The following is a 23190-nucleotide window of genomic DNA, read 5'->3' as shown; positions in this document are numbered from 1 at the left end:
TGCAAAAACTGCGGGCGCAAAAGCACCCGCAGTATAAATTCATCAGCAAATTAACTAACGTATTAACCCAGAGGCTTAAAAGCATAGGTGAGAAGCGGGAACTTCTGCTTAATTCAACTTTGTTAGTATAGCAACTAACAGATTTGTTGTCAAGCGTGAATCTCGAAAAGCGCGTGGAGGGCAAACTGGGTGTCGTGTATTTAAGCGTGAATCTTGCTGCGTTGACACGCATCAATCTTCCCGTTTAAATACAAACACCCAACCCGTTGTTTTCCGCGCTCTGATTTGAAATGTGCTACGAACAACTGATGGCTAATAATTTAAGTGAAAATCTTGCTGCATTAACATGCATCAATCTTTCCACTTAAATTAATGCCATCAACCCGTTGTTTTCCGCACTCTAGTTTAATTTCTTTTCAATCCCTGAATTAGCGGCGTCTGATGAAACGCGGCTGTAGTTCGCAACGTCTGCTTCAGCGCTTTGAATGAATTCTTTCAATGGTTCATCAGCGGCATCTTGTTCACCATAGCGACGAACAGAAACGGTTTGATCAGCTAACTCTTGATCACCAACAACTAACGTGTAAGGGACTTTTTGGGTTTGTGCTTCACGAATCTTATAACCCATCTTCTCGTTACGTAAGTCAATTTTAACTCGTAAACCTTTTGCGGCCATTTGTTTTTGGATATCCTTAGCGTAATCTGAATGCAAATCTAAGTTAACTGGAATGATTTCAACTTGAGTTGGTGCTAACCAAGTTGGGAAGGCACCCTTATACATTTCCATCAAGTAAGCAATGAAGCGTTCCATTGTGCCGACAATCCCACGATGCATCATGACGGGACGATGTTCTTTGCCGTCAGCACCTGTGTAAACCAAGTCAAACTTTTCAGGCATCATGAAGTCTAATTGAATCGTTGACATGGTTTCTTCGCCGCCAAGTGCTGTTTTTGTTTGTACGTCTAACTTAGGACCGTAAAAAGCAGCTTCGCCTTCTGCTTCATAATAATCTAAGCCTAAGTCATCCATGGCGCTCTTCAACATTGCTTGGGCGTTATTCCACATCTCATCATCATCGAAGTACTTTTCAGTGTTAGCTGGATCACGATAACTTAAACGGAAAGTATAGTCGGTGATATTGAAATCATCGTAAACTTCCATCATCATCTTTAAAACGTTCTTGAATTCATCTTTGATTTGTTCTGGTGCTAAGAAAGTATGACCATCATTCAACGTCATTTCTCGAACCCGTTGCAAGCCAGATAAGGCACCTGATTTTTCATAACGGTGCATCATCCCTAATTCGGCAATCCGCACTGGTAATTCACGGTATGAACGGTTGTGATGGTTGTAAATTTGAATGTGTGAAGGACAATTCATTGGCCGTAATTCCAAGAACTCGCCATCACCCATGTCCATAGGTGGGAACATATCTTCACGGTAATGAGCCCAGTGACCAGAAGTCTTGTATAAGTTCAAGTTAGCAAGCACAGGTGTGTAAACATGTTGATAACCGTTGGCAACTTCTTTATCAATGATGTAACGTTCGATCACGCGCCGAATTGTTGCACCGTTTGGCATCCAGTATGGCAAACCAGCGCCGACTTCAGGATCAACGAAGAAAATATCCAAGTCACGGCCAATTGTCCGATGATCCCGTTCTTTAATCTCAGCACGACGTTTCAAATCCGCATCAAGATCAGCAGCCTTGAAGAAAGCCGTCCCGTAAATCCGTTGCAACATTGGATTGCTTGACTTACCTTGCCAATAAGCACCAGCAACTGATAACAATTCGTAATGCTTAAGTGGTGCCATACTCTTTAATAAAGCACGATCACCGAAACTAATATAATCGCCTAATTGATAAACGGCAATTTGGACACTATCAATGGCATTAAGCAAGGATTCTTGATAGGGATCATCTTTGAATTGAGCCAACAAATCTGATTTATCAACTAATTGACGTTCGATGGGTTGATTAGCAGAAATAATTTTTTGCATTGCTTTTTTAAGATCAGGCAATTCACTGATGGCAATCTGACCAGCGGCTCGATCAGTGTCTAAATAAAAGCCATCATCATTTGATTGATGCTCGCCAAAATGAACATCTGCATGTAACTTCTTAATTGCTGCACCTAAGACAAAAGCAGCCGTGTTCCGCAAAACTTGTAAACCTTCAGCATCGTCTGTTGTCAAAATTTTGAAGTCGCCATCTTGGTTAAGTGGTTGTTCAATATCAACCAGCGTGCCGTTTAATTCACCGGCAACGGCTTTTTTAGCTAGGCTGCTGGCAATACTCTTCGCAACAACTAGAGTTGAAACACCAGCGTCGAATTGACGAACGCTATTATCTGGAAATGTTAAAGCAATCTGTGCCATATTTTCTTCCTCTATTCTTTTTCCCACAAAAAAATCCCTAGGCAATCTAAAAATCACCTAGGGACGTTTATTTAAACGCGGTTCCACCCGAATTCAATGTACATCACTGTACATCCTCTTGACGATCGTTAATGAGATCAACCAAAATCAATTCGAAGTGGTCGCAAATTTTGAAACGGAAAAGCTTACAGCCAAGGCTTTTCTCTCTGAGCATTCCAACTAAACTTGTGGTATCTTCAAGCGTTATTAAAACACAAATATTAAATCAGTGCAAGTATCTTATCAAGATTTTTCACGATCGCTTGAACTTTTGATCAAAATACAATGATCGATCAATTAAAAATTAATTCAAGGTATTTTGACGTAAGTTAGGTCCATCCATTTGATATTCGGTCGCTAAGAATTGAATTCGTTCCATAATGCGCGCCGATTTAGTGGCATCAATTCCTTGTCCAGTTTGACTTAAGTAAGTTGCTAATTCAGTCATCGCTAAATTAGACGTGAAGCAAGTCGTCAATCTTTCCTGCATGCGATATTGTAAAATGACCCCTAAAACTTCGTCACGCACCCACGGGCTTAAGGAATCCGCGCCAATATCATCAATCATCAGGACCGGTGTCTTTTCCAAAGCTTCTAAACGTTGCCAAACTTGATGGTCATTAATCGCTTGCTTCATCTGCACGGCAAAGGTGGGAAAGTGAACCAAGGTGCTGACAATATTATTCTGCGCTAAGTTGTTGGCAATCGCACCTAATAAATAAGTCTTACCAATTCCAAACGGGCCGCACAAATATAACCCTTTAACATAAGTATTATTGTCAGGTCGTTGAATTAATTGCGTTGTCAAATCAATGGCCGCTTCAAAAGCTGGCAAACGTCCGGGAAATTGTTGATCATAATCATTAAAGCTAATATTAGCCAGATCCTTCGGCAGATTTACGGTCGTTACTCGGCTTGCTTGTTGACTGGCTTGCTGTTGAGCAACTAATTTAGCATCAGGCTGATAAACGACTTCCACGTAACCATTATTGACCCGCAAAAACGATTCATAACCAGCTGCAGAAATCGCTCCTTTGCCAGTTTGAGCATTTTTATTCGCAACATATTCGTAAATTGCTGCTGCCGATTTTTCCACGCCTGCTTCATTCAACTCACCACTGTGCGCTGCTAAAAAGGTTTGGACATCAGAATCAGCCAGTGCCTTACTAATTAACTCGCGGTAATTATGATTTAATTCTTGACGATGCAAATATTTAGTAAAGAAATCACTAATTGAGCGCATTTATTCACCCCGCTTTTGGCTGGCCTTATTTAACTCAGCCAGCTTCTTGGCAATGTTTCGTTGCTGTTTAGGATCTACTTTAGCGTCCTTCACAACTGCTGTTGTTGGTTGGTTGGCCGCCTGCTGCTTCTTCAACCAATCTGGTGTTACACCAGCTGGCTTCTGCCGTGAAGTTGCTCGCGATTTTTGTTGCAACGGTTTCTGGTCGCGTTGTGACAAATATGTGATTGCGGCTTCCGGCGTATTAATGCCTTGCTTCAACCAGTTTTGTGCCACCGTATCAATTGGTGCCATTGTCACCGTCGTATAATCGCGCACCACGACATAAATTAGAATGTTAATAGTGGCATCATTTAAAACACCGCGTTGTTGCAATTTTTTAACGTTGCGATACTCATTTTGCGCCACATAGGAATGTTGTTGCTGTTTCAAATCCCGCAAAAAATCAGCCGGTGCTAATTGTTTAGCTTGTGTTAATAAATTCTGTTGTGCAGCTGTGAAGTTCTTGGAAGTCGTATTTTGCGTTGGTGTCTGATCAGGCTGTGCTACTGCTGTTTGATCCGGATTTAATTGTTGGTAAAGCGCTAATGCCCGCTCCTCCAACATACTGAAGTTAATACGATTAGTCGCCACATTAATGCTGCGACTAATCAAACGCGCGATATCTGTTAACGAAAAGCCATAAAAACGTTGTAGACCAAAAATATCGGACTTATGCTGCGTAATTTCTGCTTCCGGAATTTGATTGCGCCCGACTAAGGCGATTAAAGTTTGCCAATCAAACGCCGCCAATTCTGCCGGACTAATTTCAGAAACAGCTGCGGTTGTTTGCGCTTGTTTAAACTTCGCGGCACCAGCCTTAACTTCCTTGGGTGGTGTTAACAAAGCGGAATCAGCCATGTGGAAAACGTCCAAAAAGCCGACGGTTAATTCCTGAGTATTACTGAGGTCAACGTCTGGTAATTGAAATTCTCGTTGTAAAGCCATGAACTTCTTACGCGAAACACGGTCCAACAAATACGTTGCTAAAATTTCTTCTTGGAAGAATTTCTCTGGTGCTAATGGTGCTAACAAGCGATAAATTAAATATTCACCCAAGGTGTCACGTTTCTGATAGGTTTTTAATAATCCACATGCTTCTAATTGTTGTCGTGATTTCAAAAAAGTCTGTGCATCCTGATCCATCAAATCAAATAATTCAAAATGAACCGAGCGTTGTGAAATTAATTGATGATCATCAACTTCATGCCAGAGGGTTAAATAAAGTGCGAATGCTTGAGCCGACAAAATGGGTTGATACAAAGCTGTAAAAACTCGCTGATTAAGGTCACTCCAGTTGGCGCCACGGACTAAAAAATAACCTAATTGAGGATCAACATTGGTTTCAGTCTTCATGCTGCTCATCCTTATCGCTTTGACCAGACTTATTCTGTTGGTCGAGATCATTTTCACGTGCCATCATTTCTTGAACTTCTTCCATAAAGACACTCATATCTTTAAATTCCCGATAAACACTGGCAAAACGAATATAAGCCACATCATCAACGCCAGCCAAATATTTCATTACTAACTCACCAATATCTTCAGAACGAATTTCATTCTCACCAGTTTGACGAATATCATGTTCAATCTTATCAACGATATCTGTCATTTGATCCATGGTCACTGGGCGTTTTTCGGCTGCACGTACTAAACCACGCATAATCTTTTTGCGGTTAAATTCTTCACGCGTACCGTTTTTCTTAACGACTAATAATGGTGTCTGTTCAATTCGCTCGAATGTGGTGAACCGATAACCACAATTCTCGCATTCGCGCCGACGCCGAATAGCACGTCCTTCATCTGCTGGACGACTATCAACAACTTTTAATGAATTATGGTGACAACGTGGGCATTGCATTCAATAAGCACCTCGATTTAGACTTTCTAACTTGTTTTCATTATACCTTAAAAAAGAAATGTGTACCAATAGCGAAACAACCACCTTCGCCATTGATACACACGTTTATTGATTTAAGAAATTTTGAAAGGCAGCACTCTGCCACAATTTAGTAAAAGTGAACGGTAATTCTGCAGTCGTCTTAGATGTGTCTAGCACAAAATCGGCTCGTGCTAATCTTTCTTCACGATCCATTTGCGCTGCAATTCGCGCCTGAGCAGCTTTTTCATCAAGATGATCACGATATTCCACCCGTGCCAATTGAACCGCTGGTTGAACATCAACGACCAACACCGCATCACATAATGGCTGATAGCCTGTTTCAAACAGCAAGGGAATATCATAGACGATTAAACACTGACCACTAGCTCGATAAGTAGCGGTTTGCCGCAAGATTTCCTGACGAATTAAGGGATGCGTCAACTCATCTAGTTTGAACAAAGCTTGAGGATCATTAAAAACCAGCTGGCCTAATTTTTGTCGATTCAAATGACCATCCGCCAATAAATAATCTTGGCCAAAAGTCGCGATGATTGCTGCTAAACCTGGTTGCTGCGGTTCCACAAGTTGATGCGCAATCAAATCAGCGTCAATCACAGCCGCACCCTTTTTTTTAAATAGGGCTGCAACGGTTGACTTGCCGGAAGCAATGCCGCCAGTTAATCCCAGGACTTTACTCATTTAGACTGCTCCTTAGCCACAGGAATCGGCTGACAATGCGGACAAAAATGAGTGCCGCGACCACCAAGTTTAATTTTTTCAATAGCGGTTCCACAACGTTCGCAAGGCTGACCGGTGCGACCATAAACATGTAGCTCGAATTGAAACTGACCGCTGTTACCATTGGCATCAACATAACTACGAATTGTCGTGCCACCATGTTCAACCGCCATTTGCAATTCGTGAATCGTATTATCATGCAGAACTGCTGCTTGTTCACGAGTAACGTCACTAGCTGGTAAAAGTGGGTTAATCTTGCTCAACCATAAAACTTCGTCAACATAAATATTGCCGAGACCAGTCACCGCATGCTGATCAAGTAAAACTTCCTTAATGGCTTTGTGATGATGCTGTAGGGCTGTATAAAATGAATCTACTTGAAATTCTGGACTAAACGGTTCTGGTCCCAAAGATTTAATTCCTGAGACTTGATTCTCTGTGCCAGTTTTAACCAGCTGCATTCGACCAAATTTACGCACATCCTGATATTGTAAAGCACTACCATCTGTTAATTCAAAAACCACGTGAACATGCTTATTCTCTGGCTCCGCCGTTTGCCGTACAAAATATTTGCCTTCCATCCGCAGATGACTGATCATCGTCAAGTTATGGTCAAATCGGAATAACAAATACTTACCGCGGCGATCAATCGTCTCAATTTTTCGTCCTCGCAACATGCTCACAAAAACTTCTGGATCACCAACAATAATTTTCCCATAATAAACATGAACATCTTTAATCGTTTTATTTTGAATGATGCCTAATAATGAACGACGAACTGTTTCAACTTCTGGTAATTCTGGCACAATTATGATCCCCTATCTCACTGCTAATGATAGTTTCTTAGCCAAGCCCGCTAAGAAACTCTGATGTTCGTGGCGGCGTCCATTCAACTGCTACTCCGCAGCTAAGGTTAACTATTTGCGCAAATCGCAAATAGTTTTGATGCTACGGACGCTGTCTATTCTTGTGGCAAAGTACGTGCCGCAAGAAACATAGCTCGACGAAGTTCGCCTAGTTGAAGCATGGCCCTATCTCACTTTTATGATAGTTTCTTAGCTAAGCCCGCTAAGAAACTTTTGTTGTTCGTGGCGGTGTCCATTCAACTTAGGCAAAATGCGCCTAGTTGAAACATGGCCCTATCTCACTGCTAATGGTGACAACGTTAATCTCACTTTTTTTACTTGGCGTCATACCAGGTTTTGCCATGGGCACTTTCGACAATTAGCGGTACATCCAAGCTGACGGCCGAATCCATGACACTTGGTACCAACTTTTCTAAAATCGGAATCTCTGTAGTTGGAGCTTCAAAAATCAACTCATCGTGAACTTGTAACAACATCTTAGCTTGTAAATTTTCTGTTTGTAGTCGCTTTTGCATATTGATCATTGCAACCTTAATAATATCGGCGGCACTACCTTGAATTGGGGTGTTCATCGCCGTTCGTTCTGCAAACGAACGTAAATTAAAGTTTTTGGAATTAATATCTGGTAAATAGCGACGTCGGTGCATAATTGTTTCCACGTACCCTTGCTGCCGCGCCAACGCAACAATATTATCAATATAAGTCTTCACGTCTGGATACTGCTCGAAATAGGCCGCAATAAAGGCCGCTGCCTGCTGCCGCGAAATGCCAATATTTTTCGACAAACCGTAATCACTAATGCCATAGACAATCCCGAAATTTGTTGCCTTGGCTTGCCGCCGCATGTCTGGCGTCACTTCACTAGGATCGCTCAACCCGAAAATTTTCATTGCCGTGTGGGCATGGATATCATAACCACTCTTGAAAGCTTCCTGCATACTTTTATCGCCAGAGACATGGGCCAAAACTCGCAACTCAACTTGAGAATAATCACTGGAAAAAATTTCCCAATCCGGATGGCTAGGTACAAACGCCTGACGAATCTTGCGGCCCTCTGGTAAGCGCACAGGAATATTTTGCAAATTAGGATCAACTGATGATAACCGACCTGTCTGGGTCAATGTTTGTAAATAACGGGTATGCACTTTATGATCCGGATGAATCACCTTCAGCAAACCTTTGATGTAAGTTGATTGCAACTTCGAAATTTGGCGATAAGTCAAAATTCGTTGCACAATTGGGTGCGCACTTTGTAATTGTTCCAACACTTCAACTGAAGTGGAATAGCCGGTTTTATTTTTCTTAATGATCGGTAAATTCAACTCGTCAAATAAGACCGTTCCTAATTGCTTCGGTGAGTTAATGTTAAATTCGTGCCCAGCATCCTCATAAATCAATGCTTCAATTTCAGAAAGTGTCTTACTAAAGTCTGCCTGCATTTGTTTCAAACGTTGGCTATCTACTGTGATTCCTGCCAGTTCCATTTGAGCAAGCACAATCGCCAACGGTGCTTCAATTTCATCATAAAGTTGATCTTGATCGTTCTCTTGTAACTGTTTCAATAATTCTGAACGTAACTGATAAATTGCCCGGGCTTTTCGTGCCAGATGCTCGCCTAACACCGCCACATCGGTTGGTGCCGCGCGCTTAGCTCCTTTACCATAAACCTCCAAGTCAGTTTGCACATCAAAATAATCATATTGTTGTGCTAAAATTCCTAAATCGTTGCTGTTATCATTGGTGTCCAGCAAATAAGAAGCCAATAATAAATCAAAGGTCATCGCTTTTATTGGAGCGCCTAACCGTTCCATTAATACCATCGTTTTTTTACTGTCAAAGACATCTTTTTCTTGTTCAGGATCTTGGAGCCAATCTTTCAACGTCGGCGTTGTCAACAGGCCTAAGTCCGTACTGTAATACCATTGTTCGTCCGTACCAAAAGCAAAACCAATCGGCATTTCCACATGATAATTATCGCCTAAAATATCAATCACAAAACTACGCCGCATTTTTTTGGCTAAAGCCGCAGCTAAATTTGCAGCTGTTAATTCCGTAAACGAAATAGCTATCATTGCGGGTGCCGTAACCTCACCATCAGTGCCAGTTTGCGGCAATTTTGCTAGTTTCGACTTAAAATTCATTTGTTGATAAAATTGCACCAGTGCGGCTTCATCAACCGGCTTGCGCTCAGTATCGGCCAAAGAAACCGTCAACGGTGCATTCACATTAATTGTGGCTAACTTTTTACTCAAGAAGGCTTGTGCTTTATCGTTGATCAAATTTTCTTTTAATTTACTCTGCTTCATTTCGTCGACATGTTCGTATAAGTTCTCAACACTGCCATATTCGGTCAGTAATTTTAGCGCTGTTTTCTCACCAACTTTAGTAACACCAGGATAATTATCTGAGGTATCCCCCATTAGCCCCTTCATATCAATGATTTGATCAGGTACTAGGCCTAACTTTTCTTGTAAGTATTCTGGCGTGTAGGCTTCGACATCGTTAACCCCTTTGCGATTAACTTTAACCGTTGTGTTGGCACTTGTCAGTTGCGTTAAATCTCGATCACCAGTCACCACAACTACCGGCATTTCACCAGCGGCCTCTTTAGCCAAGGTACCGATAATATCATCGGCTTCATAATCGGCCAGTTGATAATGGGCAATGCCATAAGCATCTAACAATGTGCTGAAGTAAGGCATTTGCTCCGAAAGTTCAGCGGGTGTTTTACTACGTGTTCCTTTATAATCATCAAACATCTTCGTTCGGAACGTGGTTTTACCCGCATCAAAAGCAACCAACACATTAGTTGGCTGCTCGCTGGCTAATAAATTATCCAACATATTGCTAAACGTGTAGAGTGCATTAGTGTGCAATCCTTCTTGATTAGTAAATTTATCCAAAGAATTGTGTAAGGCAAAAAAAGCACGAAAGGCTAAACTATTGCCGTCTAATAATAAAAGTTTTTTGGTCTGATCAGTTTGTGACATAAGAGCCTCCAAGATATTGCGTTAACTTTATTCTAGCAGAGAAAAGAATGAAACAAAAATAAACGGGCTAATTTTCTAGTTTACTTCTTCGCACTTACACAAAGTTACTCTATGCATTGCTGATAAACTAAAACTATTATTTTGTGGTTCTCCGCGCTTGCGCAAAGGTTGCTTATGGAACGTACGCGTTGCCGTGGCGGCGAAGAAATACTTTCGCTGGAACGTAGTGGGCGTCGATTTGAGCCGATTAAAAAGCGAATCGTCTCAAATGCGAGCCTTAATGTAAGCAATAAATTGCCAACATTAATGTCACTACTGAGCGGTATTTCTTCGCCGCCACTTAACAAGCAAGATGGCAACCTTTGCGCAAGCGCTGAATTGACGAGTAGTTAGATTACTCCCAAGTTTTAGAGATGTAAATTTGTAGTTAATTCGCACTAACGCACATTTATCAGTGCCGGAGGGAAATCGCGGTCAGCAGCGGCATTCTTGTTAGTGGTTTACCATTTACAAGAATGCTCGTATTTAAGACGAATGGGTTTTGATTCGGCTTAAATCGACGCTCGCAGCGTTCCACCAGCGTATTTCCCGTAGGCACGGAGAATCGCAACATCATAGTTCTAGGATTTACCGCCCTCAATAAAGCTCACATTCAAGACGAATTGTTTTTGATTCGGCTCAAACCAATGCTCGCAGCGTTCCACCAGCGCATTTCCCGCAGGCACGGAGAATCGCAACATCATAGTTTTAGCAATAACTTCCTCACAAAACACCAAATAAAAAGAATTGAAGCAACAACATACTTCAACTCCACTTGATCAGTTATTTTTCTTGATTTTTTGCGGCCCAGTAAATCTGTTTAGCTTGTTCCCACTTTTGTCGGTCTTGATCGTTAATCATGCGAATTACCTTTGCTGGATTACCACTAACAATGCTATTGGCGGGCACGTCTTTTGTCACAACAGCGCCACCACCGACGATTGAATTCTTACCAATTGTGACACCGGGTAAAATCACAGCACTGCCGCCGATCCAAACATTATCTTCAACGACAATTGGCAAACCAAATTCCAAATCTTCAATCCGAATCTCGGCAATCGTTGGATGACCAGCGGTGTAAAACCCAACTCGCGGTCCCACCATCACATTATCACCGATAATAATTTTATTCACATCGAGAAAGATGCAATCCATATTGGCGTAAAAATTCTCACCAACTTCGACATGACGCCCATAATCCACATTCAGTGGTGGATTGACATAAAGCTGGGTACCAGTTTTACCAAATAATTCCTTTTCTAGACGAATAATTTCTTGCGTGTTTTCAATTGGTGTTTGATTAATCTTCTGTGCAATTACTTTTCCTGGTTGTGAACCATGCTCTGGGAAAATATCGCGGGCCAGATATAATTGCCCAGCTAACATTCGTTCATATTCGAAATCTTGTGTCATCGCTGCTCTCCTGTTTACAATTTCAAATTTAATCCGTCGTTAATTCGATCAAGTTGCCTTCAGGATCTTGAACCACCGCTTCATAATAACCATCGCCAGTCGTTCGTGGCCCGCTCAACAAAGGATAACCATCCGCCACAAAACGAGCTGCGAGATGATCAACTGCTTCTTTATTGCCAACTGCGAGCGCTAAGTGACAATAACCTAATGTTTCGCCTGGTTGCAAGTCAACGAATTTTTTATAACAAATTTCCAAGCGACTACCTGAAGTAAATGTTAAAAAATATGACTGAAATTTTGTCTTCGGATTTTCGTACTTAGCACCACTTTTAGCATCAAAGTAATCCTCATAAAATTCACGCATCTTTTCTAAGTCGCGGGTTAAAAGAGCGACATGTTCAATTTTCATTTTAAGATACCCCATTCAGTTTAAATTCAGGATCGGACTTTCTTTTATCTTAACATGTTGCCGATTACTTTGAGAACTCAATATCGATTGATTTAATTGTCATGATAAAAATAGAACTGAGATAAAAATCCCAGTTCATTTTTTGGTGATGTTATGCGCTAAAAGTTTGAACTAAAATGCCCTAACTCAGTTTTTGTCTTGCTTTCAGCACTAACTTTATTTAATTAAATCTTTGAATGCATTCTCGTATTTTTGAATGTCGCCAGCACCCATAAAGACAATGACAGCACCCTTTTCGTTAACGAGCGGCGTCAAATCATCAAGATGAATAACTGAACCGCCGTGTTCAATCTTAGCACCCAAATCCGCACTAGAAACACTGCCTTGATGTTCACGGACAGACCCAAAAATTTCAGTCAGAAAAACTTCATCCGCTAAATTCAAACTCTTTGCAAAGCCAGGCATTAAAGCTTTCGTCCGACTATAAGTATGCGGCTGGAAAACAGCAACAACTTTCTTGTTCGGATATTTCTGCCGAGCAGCATCAATTGTTGCTTTGATTTCGGATGGATGGTGAGCGTAATCGTCAATCAATGTGTATTGACCAATATCAGTCTCACTGAAACGACGTTTAACACCTTTAAAAGTCAATAATTCAGCAGCAACTTCGGCCATGGACAAGCCTTCCAAATAGCTCACACCCACAACAGCGACACTGTTTAAAATGTTATGTTCACCAAACAAATGGATTTCAAAATGACCTAAGAGCTTGCCCTCGTGTTTGACATCGAAAGCCGAACCTAAATCAGTCCGCTGAATGTTAACAGCTTGAAAATCATCGCTATCATTCGTCCCGTAATAATAAATTGGGACATTAGCTTTGATTTGACGAACATTTTGGTCATCGCCCCAAGCAAAGATACCCTTTTGCGTCTGATCAGCTTCTGATTGAAAAGCACTAATCACATCATTAACATCTTGATAATAATCAGGATGGTCAAAATCAATGTTTGTCATAATTGTGTAATCAGGATGATAAGCCAAGAAATGGCGACGATATTCATCAGCTTCATAAACGAAGAACTTTGCATCTTTAACGCCTTTACCAGTACCATCACCAACTAAGTATGACGTTTTAGCGACACCGCTTAAAACATGTGCTAACAAACCGGTAGTACTTGTTTTACCGTGTGTACCAGAAACACCAATACTAATGTAACCCGTCAACAATTCACTCAAGAAATCAGGATAGCTGACAATTTTATCGCCTTGTTCCTGTGCAGCCACAACTTCAGGATGCGTCTTAGGAAAGGCGTTACCTTTAATATACGTCCAGCCTGGTTTAATGTTGTCCGCACTGAAGGAGTACATGGGAATACCAGCTTCTTCAAGTGGTGTTTGGGTGAAGGTGTACTGATCAATATCAGAACCTGCGACTTCATAGCCAAGGTCATTTAAAATCAAAGCCAAGGCACTCATGCCTGACCCTTTTATGCCGATGAAATATACTTTTTTATCTGCAGCCGTCATCTTATATCTATCTCCAAAAATTTATCATTATTATTTAGTAATTAGCGGAATAATCGCCGGCAAAATCAAAGGCCGCTCCAGTTTCAGTAGCTGCATCTAAGACTAAAATACCATGACGTTGAGGTGCATTCGGCAAACCTAATTCATGCGCACTGCAAATCATTCCGTAACTTGCAACACCACGTAATTTACCGGGCCAAATAATCTTACCATCAGGCATCATCGCGCCAATCCGCGCAACAACGACTTTTTGACCGGCACCAATATTAGGTGCACCACAAACAATCTGTTGTTGTTCAGTGCCCAGGTCAACTTGCGCAATGTGCAAATGATCTGAGTCAGGATGTTCAACTAACGTTTCCACATGACCAACGACAAACTTCGGTTGATTGTCAAAAGAAACAACGAAATCAAAACCAGCTTGTTGCAGTGCCGCATTAACTTCAGCGATTTGTTCCTCACTGAGAAAGATCTGACCGTTAACTGTCAACTCATGGACATGTTGGGAAGCATTAAACAAATTGACGCCAACTAATTCATCACGATCTTTTCTGATAATGCAAGTAACATCGCCTTGACTCACAACATTTTGTTCTGCGTTAGTTGCTTGTCCAGTCACCATAATTAAAACATCGCCTAAGGCCGTGGGATTGTAGCTTGAGATCAGCAATCGAAAAACTTCCTTTTCATTAATTTTCAAAAAAATAAAGCTTGTTGAAGAATCGCGGAAGATGAACTTCAACCGGACTTCAGCACGCTTTATATTGTAAGATAGTTCGCAGGTTTTTTAAAGTATTACTTCGTAAAAGCTAAACCATTAATGAAATTTTCAATTTCTTGCTTGGTTTTACGATCTTTATTTACAAACCGGCCGACTTCCTGACCATCTTGATAAGCAACAAAACTAGGGATTCCCATAATGCCAAGTTCTTGGGCTAATTCCAAATATTCATCACGATCAACTTCCACAAAGGTAATGTCAGGATATTCCGCCTCAACAGCAGGCATCGCTGGTTTAATAAAGCGACAATCGCCACACCAAGTTGCCGTGAAAAATAAAATTGTTTTGTTATGAGCAGTGACAGTGCTTAAATCTTGTTGATTAAATTCAGCTAATTGTTTCATGAAGTACCCTCCAAATCATTCTGTGATTATAATAAGCTATCATTTAGTAAGCGTCAATCAATTCGTTTCAAAATCAGAGCGCTGAGAACAACGAATTGACTGTCTTAATTTAAACGAAAAGATCAATGCGTGTTAACGCAGTGAGATTCACGCTTAAATTATGCGCAGTCAGTTGTTCGTAGCACGTTTCAAAATCAGAGCGCGAAAAGCAACGGGTTGCTGGTCCAAATTTAAGTGGAAAGATTGATGCGTGACAACGCAATGAGATTCACGCTTAAAATCACTGTCGCCAGTTGCTTTGAGCACGTTTCAAATCCAAAATACCCAAAGTCAAAATTTTTATCCCAACGTCATTATTTGCCCCCAAACGCAAAACAGCGTATCCTAGAAGATAATAATACCATTGTTGGCGGAGGAATTATCTCATGGATGAAACTACTAAGAAAATTGTCAAATATGCTAGCTTCGGATTTGTACAGGGTTTAGCAATCGGCTTAACTAGTGCCTTTTGCTGGCATCGTTACATGAAACGTCTACCTGATCAATTATTAAGCGAATTAAAACGATTATTCTTGCAAGAAGGCCCAATCGAAGGTGCTTGGATTGAATCAGCCCCGCGTTTAACAACCTTGCATAACGAACGTCGTGTTGTTTACGTCGGTGGAATTACGCGTAAAGAAAATGACAAACTGGTTCAATATCAATTCATTTTTGATGCTAAAAGCAAAGAATTACTAGAACTCGAACAAGTTAAATAGTACAGTGGCATCAAAAAAAGCGTGCGAAATCTACCACGCTTTTTTGTGTGTCTAAATAATTTATCACGTATTCACTATTTTACTGTGGATAGTGCTTCTTCGTGCCTGCGGGAAATACGCTGGTGGAACGCTGCGAGCTGACCGCAATTTCCCTCCGGCACTGACAAAAGTGCGTTAGTACGACTAAACTCCAAATCTATACTTCTCAAAATTAGTGTTCATTTAACCACTCGTCATCTCAGCGCTTGCGCAAAGGTTGTCCTCTTGTTTGTTTAGTGGTGGAAAATAAATACCGCTCAGTAGTGACATTATTGTTGACGATTTATCGACTACAATAAGGCTCGTATTTGAGACGATTTGTACTTCAATCGGCTCAAATCGACGCCCACTACGTTCCAGCGAAAGTATTTATTTTCCACCACGGCACCTCACACGTTTTATATGCAACCTTTGCACAAGCGCGCAGCAATAGTTTGATACTTTAACGCACTAAAACAGTAGCAGCAAAAATACGCGACACTTCATAAATGCAATCTAACAATTTTACTTTTCATTCACTTTAATCAATTCCACTTTTAGCGGTGTTTCCACGATAACTTCGCGGCCATCAATTAATTCGCGAATCTTTTGAAAGAGTAGAATCACCCAGCCAAATGCAGCCACAAAAGCAATAATTTCGAACGCGGTTAATGACAAATAACCGATCACTTGAAAAGCAATCTCACAAACAAACAAAAACGCACCAATAATATACGATGCAATCAAAAACTCCCGTGAAACATTGGGTAATAACCAACGAATACCAATAATTAAAATCAGAATTGAATACACCATAAACCCAGCAATTTGATCATGCAAAATATGGAAATTAGCATTATTAGGAAAAACACCGACTGCACCCAAGTTGATTGCTGCAAAAGTTAATAACCAACGCAACGTCGTCAGTCGCCAGTTCTTTGGATAAACTTGCTGCAACGAGACAAATAGATAATCAATCAAAGCGACCATAATCAAAGCAGAGAAAATCAACGTGAAGTTGAACTGCCAACTATTTTTGGCAACACTCGTTCCTAAAAAACTTAAGTTATACTGCCACCAATGATTGGCACCATTCGTAGCCATGGAAATAAACATGCCGCCAACAATCGTCACCGTAAATAGCGTCGTCAACATTTGCGAATTCAAATTGATTGCCGCTAATGCCATTAAATAATTGGTCATATAACAAAAAATTAGAAAAATAAAACTTGATGTCATTAAATCGAAAGAAACATCTGTAAAGACTTGCCCCATTAACCAAGAAATGCCAATCAAAGCCAATCCCAAGATTAGCCAAAAAGCGACCACGATTACCGGAAAATTACGCCAATAAATACGCTCTGGAGCCGCGCCACTTTTTGAACGCCGACTTTTAATAAAAAATGCCGTAAATACGAGTGTCCCCACCACGGCGTTGGCAATGATCAACCACGTCGCAATCGAATTATCACCACTAATCGGAATTTGTTTAGCCTGTTGAACCGTTCCAACAATGAAAAAAACAATTGCCGTGACAATCGCCGTAACAATCGACCACAATTGCACTTGTCGTTGCACGGCCTCACGAATTTGCGATACTGGTTCAATCGTTGCGACATCATCCTTAACCGAAATACGCACTTCTTGCCCTGGCTCTAATGACATACTTTCAACTACTTCAGGCGGCAATTCAATTTGATACTTGTTTTTTTGTTTCACTGTTATCTCCAACCCCTTTGATGCCTTTGCTAATTAATTACTGAGACCCATTTTCACCATAATCTTTATTTAGACTCTGGAAAATGTGCATCTAATGCGTAGATGACTTGCCCTTTTGCCGCAAACTTTTGCTCATATTCTGTTTCGACGTTAGTTGCCTGTCGCTCACTGTGATGTAAATCTAACGAAATGAAATCAAACAACCAATCACTAGCGTTCAAACTTTGTAACGAATATTCAAATAAGCCTTGATTATCGGTCTTAAAACGTAGTTGCCCGGCTACTAGCAGAATTTGCCGATATTGTGCCAAGAAGGTGGGATAAGTCAGTCGGCGTTTAGCGTGCCGGGTTTTCGGCCAAGGATCAGAGAAATTCAAATAAAGATTATTAACTTCCCCTGGTGCGAAAAAGTCGGTCACTACTGCACCATCACCAAGAAATAATTGTAAGTTTGGCAATTGTAGTTCAATTTGCTTTTGTAAAATCATGCCAATTGCGGCGGATTGTAATTCCATCGCAATATAATTAATTTCCGGATGAGCCTGAGCCATCCCAATAATGAATTGTCCCTTGCCAGAACCAATTTCTAATTCAACTGGTAAGTCAGAATTGGTAAACCGTGCTGCCCAATTTCCGGCCAAATTATCCTGTGGTGCTTGCACGATCATTTCTGGATGAGCTGCCATTAAGTCGGGAACCCAGGATTTATTACGTAGACGCATTATTTAATTCCTTTCTGACGCTGTTTTAAGCGTAATGGTAAATACAAACGCAATAATAAGACAAGTAATGCTAAGGATACAAGCACAATCGCAACACTCCATAAATTAACGCCTAGGCTTATCAGAACAGCCACATTATCAATGACCCATTCAACCGCCAATACTCGTGTCATAACTTGAATAAAAGCCGCTTGCTTCGTCGCAGTGGTGGTCGGAAAGATTGCGATCAACGCGTTGTGGTCAAAATGTCGGTAGAGCGGCAACAACTGATAACCGGTTAAGAACAAGAATAATAAGACGATAATCAGCAAAACCAATGGTTGTTTCACAGCGAAGATTAAGACTAGTCCGACAATACAGAAACGTAACCAAATATTGCTGTATTCTGATCGACGCATAAATGTCCGACTGAATAAAAAACGAAACGCATTATTTTGTCGACCAGCTAGCAGTTTTGTAACCGGGTCAAGCCACTTACGACGATGAACCGAGCTGCTAATTCCAGGCACATCAACAAACAAATTGTAAAAGCGATTAATGACTTCCTGCCGGCGATTTTCTTTAGCAATGGCTGCTCGCCAAACTAAACGTTGTGCTGATAATAATTTTTTAGCTTGTGCCATCAGTAAAATATCCAAGCCTAATGCCAACAGTACTAATAGCCAAGCATAGCCATAGACGCTTAGTAATAGACCAACAACAGCAATTCCCCAAAACAACGCCACTAACTGCTGTTTCTGGCGACCAGAAAAATCAAACAGTTGCAATAATTGCAGCCACAACTGAATATCTTTCAAAATGAGCAACCCAACTAGCGTCAATCCCCAGTTAATACCCGTCAATCGCGTCGCGCGCAAGGCAAAAGGTGTCAAGACACCCACCACAGCGATTAAAACAAACAACGGCAATAATAAACTGTACCGACGTGCTCTCACTAAATAGCGCTGCATTTCCTTTTCTGCCGGTAATAAGAAGATTTGATCGGCTGGTCGTAACAAAGTCGCCAAATGACCAAGAGTTAAACTAATTAATAAAACAGCAGCCACTAATAGCTGCGCCCACCATAACGGTTGCGTAATTAAACGCAATTGTTGACTATACCAATAGGCTAACGCACCAAATAAAAAAATCACGGCAATCATCAAATGATCATTAAAAACATAGCGTAAATATTTACTCTGCTCCAGCAAATGCAATCGTTGCCGCGTATGCCACAAATCGTCAAACTTACGCATCGCCATTCTCCTTTGCCATTTGCAAATAAATCTGATCCAAATTTTGCTCTGCTACGCCGAATTGCTGGGCTAATTCTGCCACCGTTCCTTGAGCACGAACTTGCCCATGATTTAAGAGAATAAAACGATCCGCCTGTACTTGTGCGGTTGCTAAAACATGCGTGGTCATTAAAACGGCTTTACCCGCAGCTTTCTTCTCAGCAATCAGGTCTAACAAGTTGTGCACTGCTAACGGATCCAACCCGGTAAATGGCTCATCAATAATCAGTAAGTCAGCTTCAGTCATGAAGGCATTAACAATCATCACTTTTTGCTGCATCCCTTTTGAAAAATGGATTGGAAACCAGTCCAGCATTTGCTCCAGACGGAAAATCTTCAACAAGCGATTGGCTTTTTCCCACGCCACTTGACTGTCTAATTGATAAGCCATCATCGTTAACTCTAAATGTTCCTTCAAAGTCAACTCAGGATACAGAATTGGTGTTTCAGGAACAAACGCGATTTGCTGCCGATAATGGGCCAAGTCTGTGAGCATTTTTTGATCATTAAGAATAATTTCGCCGCTCATTGGTTGCAGCAAGCCTAAAATATGCTTGATTGTTGTTGACTTTCCGGCACCATTTAAGCCGATTAAACCAACCACTTCACCATCGTGTACTTCAAAACTAACATCTTGCAGAATTTTCAGGTGTTGATAACCACCAGTTAAATTTTCAACTTTTAACATTTGAATTCCTTTCACGAAACCTTTAATCAGTCAGACAATCATTAATTACAGGATAACTTGCTAGCGAATCCTCGTTCAACTTTGTTTAATTTTCGATTTACTTGTATAATGATAGCATGAATTAGTGGAATTTGAGTATAACTATGAAGGTGAAATTAGATGAATGATTGTATTTTTTGTAAAATAATCAACGGTGAGATTCCGAGCATTAAAGTTTACGAGGATGACGATGTCTTGGCATTCTTAGACATCTCTCAAGCAACGCCTGGGCACACGCTCTTAGTCCCCAAAAAACATGTCCCTGATATTTTTGCCTATGATGCTGATTTAGCAAATAAGGTTTTAACTAAGATTCCTTTAATTGCTCGTGCTTTACAAGCAGCTTTTCCAACAATGACAGGTTTAAATATCTGCAATAATAATGGTGCGGTTGCCTACCAATCTGTTTTTCACTCTCATATTCATTTCATTCCTCGTTATAGCGATCAAGATGACTTCTCAATCCATTTTGGCGATCACACTGAGCAATATAACACTGAGAAGTTAGAAGCGATTGCAGCGCAAATTAGCGCCCAATTGGAGGACGATTAAATGGCAAAGTTTGGTTTTGGCAAAGGTTTATTAATTGGTGCCGTTTTAGGGACAGCGTATGTGCTGCTAACCTCTGAAAAAACTGGCAAGCAACGCCAGCAAGGTGTCACCAACTACTTCAAAGATTTAACACATGCAACCAATAACGTTGCTACCAGTGTCAAAGAATTTCAAAACGCAGTAACGAACCTGCATCATGAGGTCGAAGCAACGTTAAAACCAACGATTGCTGAAATTCAGCAAACAGCGACAGACTTTCAATTCCAAGCACAACCACGACTAGATCAAATCAATGAATCAACTGAGCAACTGCAACAAGACTTGGCACGATTCGATTCAGCAACAGACCATTCAGCTGAATAAAAACTTAATTGAAGTTGTCAGACATTATGCGCTTAAACATGGGAGAAAAACGAAACTAAGATTTTTTATTCTAGTTTCGTTTTTTTTATTGACGCGAGGATAAACAACAATAATTTTCAACAGTAACGCTGCAATTTGATCAAGCCAAACACCACTTTAGCGTGTAAATCATGGTTGGCGATACTTTACCGGTAATGAATTGATGGCAAAACTCAGTTGCGATGAAACTATGAAGATTTCGCAATGAACTCGTGAACATTTTGTTAAATTTCTAGCTGTCGTTTAAATCGGCCTATAAATGTGTTATATTACTAGAGTTGAGATTCGCGAGCAAACCAATAATATATTAGGATGTGTAAAGATAACGATGAAGAATTCTATCAAGAAAATTGTACTTGCCGCAGCTAGTTTAGTTGCCGTTGCAACATTAGCTGGTTGTAGCAGTAAGACCGTTGTTTCGATGAAAGGCGGTAAGATTACTGAGGACCAGTACTATAAAGAAATGAAGAAGTCAACTTCTGGCCAATCAACCTTACAAACAATGATCATCACTAAAGCCTTGGAAACACAATATGGCGATAAAGTATCAACTGCAAAAGTAACAAAACAATATAATGCCCTCAAGAAACAATATGGTAGCAGTTTTTCATCTGTTCTTTCAAGCAATAGCTTAACTAAGACCCAATTAAAAGACAACATTAAGACTAACCTCTTAACTGAAGCAGCCTTAAAAGATCTTAAGAAACCAACACAAAAACAACTTAAGAAACAATGGAAGTCATACGAACCAAAAGTTACTGTTTCTCACATCTTAGTTAAAACTAAGAAAGAAGCAGAAGCAATTATCAAGCAATTAGATGGCGGCGCAGATTTTGCTAAATTAGCTAAGTCTAAGTCTACTGATACTGGTACTAAAGCAAATGGTGGTAAATTAGACGCCTTTGACAATACTGACACTTCACTTGACTCAACTTTCAAGGCAGCAGCCTTCAAGCTCAAGCAAGGTGAATACACGAAGACACCAGTTAAAACTTCTTATGGTTATCATGTCATTAAGATGGACAAGAACCCTGGCAAAGGCAAGATGTCTGACCATACTAAAGAATTAACGGCTCAACTCTATGACACATGGCTATCAGATTCAACAGTTATGCAAAAAGTTTTAGCCAAAGTGATCAAGAAAGCTAATGTTGATATTAAAGATAGTGATTTGAAGAACGTCCTTTCAAGTTACGTCAGCTCATCAAGCAGCAACTAATTTTAGATAATATAAAAGAAGCGCTGGATTAATTATCCGGGCTTCTTTTTTTGTGGCTAATTTTGGCAATGTTGCTATTCTTCGTGCCTGCGGAAAATACGCTGGTGGAGCGCTGCGAGCTTGGTTTGAGCCGAATAAATGTCAAATTAACTTCAAATCCTAAAACTATTATGTTGCTATTCTCCGTGCCTACAGAAAATACGCTGGTGGAACGCTGCGAGCCTGGTTTGAGCCGAATAGATATCAAATTAACTTCAAATCCTAGAACTATTATGTTGCTATTCTCCGTGCCTACAGAAAATACGCTGGTGGAACGCTGCGAGCTTGGTTTGAGCCGAATAAATTCGTCTCAAACTCAGGCTTTCTTGTAAGTGGTAAACCACTAACAAGAATTCCGCGGCTGACCGCGATTTTCCTCCGGCACTGACGAATGAGATGTGATAGTGTGATTTAACTGCAAATTTGTACTTCTCAAAATTTTAGGGGCAATTTAACCACTCGTTAAATCGGCGCTTGCGTAAAGGTTGCCATCTCGCTTGTCTAGTGAGGAAAAATAAATACCGCTCAGTGGTGAGATTGTTGTTGCAGCTTTAGCTGTTACAACAAGACCTGTCTTGGAGCCAATTTTGTAAAAAATTGGCTTCAAGCAGTGTCCACCACGTTCCAGCGAAAGTATTTATTTTCCCTCACGATACTCGCACATTCCGTATGCAACCTTTGCGCAAGTGCGAAGAAATACCGCTCAGTAGTAACATTAATGTTGGCAATTTATTGCTTACATTAAGGCTCGCATTTGAGACGATTTGCTTTTTAATCGGCTCAAATCGACGCCCACTACGTTCCAGCGCAAAGTATTTCTTCGCCGCCACGGCACCCGCACGTTTCATATCCAACCTTTGCGCAAGCGTGAAGAAGCACAACGCCACATTCCAAATATCGACCTCAAAAGTTTCAATTAAGCTATCCGCCAAGATTTTCCTTATCTTTTGAAAGTATTTCGCTTTTTGTGGAAAAATTAACATTTCATTCAATTGCAGTTTATGGTATAAATAAACTATCAAGATTAATTATAAGTCAATTATCATGAGCTAACTTAATCTTGACCT

The 23190-nt window shown here is 40.6% G+C and carries 24 protein-coding genes and 1 other annotated feature (1 of these 25 cut by a window edge); of the genes, 6 read left to right on the top strand and 18 right to left on the bottom strand.

Annotated elements, in window-relative coordinates:
• Positions 1–116, bottom strand: a sequence feature (ribosomal protein L20 leader region) (it extends 4 nt beyond the left edge of the window).
• Positions 117–400: 284 nt separating this feature from the next.
• From thrS to polA, 7 genes are all read right to left on the bottom strand, one after another.
• Positions 401–2380 carry a threonine--tRNA ligase gene (thrS, locus tag EKM65_RS05765; protein WP_125606549.1) on the bottom strand — a complete coding sequence of 660 codons (1980 nt, stop codon included), beginning with the start codon at positions 2378–2380 and terminating at the stop codon, positions 401–403.
• Positions 2381–2723: 343 nt separating this feature from the next.
• Complete coding sequence (dnaI, locus tag EKM65_RS05760) at positions 2724–3662, bottom strand: primosomal protein DnaI (protein ID WP_125606547.1); 939 nt, start codon at positions 3660–3662, stop codon at positions 2724–2726.
• On the bottom strand, positions 3663–5057 hold the full coding sequence (locus EKM65_RS05755; protein WP_164506840.1) for a DnaD domain protein: 1395 nt from the start codon (positions 5055–5057) through the stop codon (positions 3663–3665). It abuts the gene before it with no gap.
• Positions 5047–5562, bottom strand: coding sequence for a transcriptional regulator NrdR (gene nrdR, locus EKM65_RS05750; RefSeq protein WP_125606544.1), 516 nt, complete (start codon positions 5560–5562; stop codon positions 5047–5049). Before nrdR ends, EKM65_RS05755 begins: the two co-directional genes overlap by 11 nt.
• A gap of 105 nt (positions 5563–5667) precedes the next feature.
• Positions 5668–6282, bottom strand: coding sequence for a dephospho-CoA kinase (gene coaE / locus EKM65_RS05745; protein WP_125606542.1), 615 nt, complete (start codon positions 6280–6282; stop codon positions 5668–5670).
• Positions 6279–7127, bottom strand: a complete 849-nt coding sequence (gene mutM, locus EKM65_RS05740) for a DNA-formamidopyrimidine glycosylase (protein WP_125606540.1) — start codon at positions 7125–7127, stop codon at positions 6279–6281. Before mutM ends, coaE begins: the two co-directional genes overlap by 4 nt.
• A gap of 374 nt (positions 7128–7501) precedes the next feature.
• On the bottom strand, positions 7502–10177 hold the full coding sequence (gene polA / locus EKM65_RS05735; protein ID WP_125606538.1) for a DNA polymerase I: 2676 nt from the start codon (positions 10175–10177) through the stop codon (positions 7502–7504).
• A 174-nt stretch (positions 10178–10351) separates the two neighbouring features.
• Between polA and EKM65_RS05730 the strand changes: the two genes are divergently transcribed.
• Complete coding sequence (locus EKM65_RS05730; protein WP_125606536.1) at positions 10352–10570, top strand: hypothetical protein; 219 nt, start codon at positions 10352–10354, stop codon at positions 10568–10570.
• Between the two features lie 429 nt (positions 10571–10999).
• On the opposite strand, the gene EKM65_RS05725 is transcribed toward EKM65_RS05730, so the two are convergent.
• From EKM65_RS05725 to EKM65_RS05705, 5 genes are all read right to left on the bottom strand, one after another.
• On the bottom strand, positions 11000–11629 hold the full coding sequence (locus EKM65_RS05725) for a sugar O-acetyltransferase (protein WP_125606534.1): 630 nt from the start codon (positions 11627–11629) through the stop codon (positions 11000–11002).
• 28 nt (positions 11630–11657) lie between these two features.
• The gene (locus EKM65_RS05720) at positions 11658–12038 is read right to left on the bottom strand and encodes a VOC family protein (RefSeq protein ID WP_125606532.1); all 381 of its coding nucleotides are present in this window, start codon (positions 12036–12038) and stop codon (positions 11658–11660) included.
• A gap of 216 nt (positions 12039–12254) precedes the next feature.
• Positions 12255–13568, bottom strand: coding sequence for a UDP-N-acetylmuramate--L-alanine ligase (murC, locus tag EKM65_RS05715; RefSeq protein WP_125606530.1), 1314 nt, complete (start codon positions 13566–13568; stop codon positions 12255–12257).
• A 34-nt stretch (positions 13569–13602) separates the two neighbouring features.
• On the bottom strand, positions 13603–14238 hold the full coding sequence (ytpR, locus tag EKM65_RS05710; protein WP_125606587.1) for a YtpR family tRNA-binding protein: 636 nt from the start codon (positions 14236–14238) through the stop codon (positions 13603–13605).
• Between the two features lie 125 nt (positions 14239–14363).
• A complete protein-coding gene (locus EKM65_RS05705) occupies positions 14364–14693 on the bottom strand; it encodes a thioredoxin family protein (RefSeq protein WP_125606528.1) in 330 nt (109 codons plus the stop codon).
• A gap of 425 nt (positions 14694–15118) precedes the next feature.
• Between EKM65_RS05705 and EKM65_RS05700 the strand changes: the two genes are divergently transcribed.
• Entirely contained in the window at positions 15119–15451 is a 333-nt protein-coding gene (locus tag EKM65_RS05700; protein ID WP_125606525.1) for a hypothetical protein, read from the top strand.
• 543 nt (positions 15452–15994) lie between these two features.
• Here the strand turns inward: EKM65_RS05700 and EKM65_RS05695 are convergent.
• The 4 genes from EKM65_RS05695 to EKM65_RS05680 all read right to left on the bottom strand — a co-directional run bounded on the left by EKM65_RS05695 (position 15995) and on the right by EKM65_RS05680 (position 19872).
• Entirely contained in the window at positions 15995–17188 is a 1194-nt protein-coding gene (locus tag EKM65_RS05695; RefSeq protein ID WP_225420414.1) for an AbrB/MazE/SpoVT family DNA-binding domain-containing protein, read from the bottom strand.
• A gap of 65 nt (positions 17189–17253) precedes the next feature.
• A complete protein-coding gene (gene trmB, locus EKM65_RS05690; RefSeq protein ID WP_125606521.1) occupies positions 17254–17910 on the bottom strand; it encodes a tRNA (guanosine(46)-N7)-methyltransferase TrmB in 657 nt (218 codons plus the stop codon).
• The gene (locus EKM65_RS05685) at positions 17910–19145 is read right to left on the bottom strand and encodes an ABC transporter permease (protein WP_164506839.1); all 1236 of its coding nucleotides are present in this window, start codon (positions 19143–19145) and stop codon (positions 17910–17912) included. The genes trmB and EKM65_RS05685 overlap by 1 nt, the downstream gene beginning before the upstream one ends.
• A complete protein-coding gene (locus tag EKM65_RS05680) occupies positions 19138–19872 on the bottom strand; it encodes an ABC transporter ATP-binding protein (RefSeq protein ID WP_125606517.1) in 735 nt (244 codons plus the stop codon). The genes EKM65_RS05685 and EKM65_RS05680 overlap by 8 nt, the downstream gene beginning before the upstream one ends.
• 159 nt (positions 19873–20031) lie before the next feature.
• On the opposite strand from EKM65_RS05680, the gene EKM65_RS05675 reads away from it, so the two are divergent.
• From EKM65_RS05675 to EKM65_RS05660, 4 genes are all read left to right on the top strand, one after another.
• Positions 20032–20463 carry an HIT family protein gene (locus EKM65_RS05675; RefSeq protein ID WP_125606515.1) on the top strand — a complete coding sequence of 144 codons (432 nt, stop codon included), beginning with the start codon at positions 20032–20034 and terminating at the stop codon, positions 20461–20463.
• Positions 20464–20826: a YtxH domain-containing protein gene (locus EKM65_RS05670; RefSeq protein ID WP_125606513.1), complete on the top strand. Its 363-nt coding sequence runs from the start codon at positions 20464–20466 to the stop codon at positions 20824–20826.
• Between the two features lie 367 nt (positions 20827–21193).
• Positions 21194–22084 (top strand): peptidylprolyl isomerase, encoded by an 891-nt coding sequence (locus EKM65_RS05665; RefSeq protein WP_125606511.1) that lies wholly within the window; start codon positions 21194–21196, stop codon positions 22082–22084.
• 62 nt (positions 22085–22146) lie between these two features.
• Positions 22147–22455, top strand: a complete 309-nt coding sequence (locus tag EKM65_RS05660) for a hypothetical protein (protein ID WP_125606509.1) — start codon at positions 22147–22149, stop codon at positions 22453–22455.
• A gap of 119 nt (positions 22456–22574) precedes the next feature.
• On the opposite strand, the gene EKM65_RS11235 is transcribed toward EKM65_RS05660, so the two are convergent.
• Together EKM65_RS11235 and EKM65_RS05655 are read right to left on the bottom strand one after the other, a co-directional pair.
• Entirely contained in the window at positions 22575–22730 is a 156-nt protein-coding gene (locus EKM65_RS11235) for a hypothetical protein (RefSeq protein ID WP_164506838.1), read from the bottom strand.
• A 40-nt stretch (positions 22731–22770) separates the two neighbouring features.
• On the bottom strand, positions 22771–23055 hold the full coding sequence (locus EKM65_RS05655) for a hypothetical protein (RefSeq protein ID WP_125606507.1): 285 nt from the start codon (positions 23053–23055) through the stop codon (positions 22771–22773).
• Between the last annotated feature and the right edge of the window lie 135 nt (positions 23056–23190).

This window comes from Lapidilactobacillus bayanensis, from assembly GCF_003946695.1.
Classification (GTDB): Bacteria; Bacillota; Bacilli; order Lactobacillales; family Lactobacillaceae; genus Lapidilactobacillus; species Lapidilactobacillus bayanensis.
The sequence above is the reverse complement of the archived record's forward strand: the minus strand, read 5'-3'. Positions and strand labels throughout refer to the sequence as shown.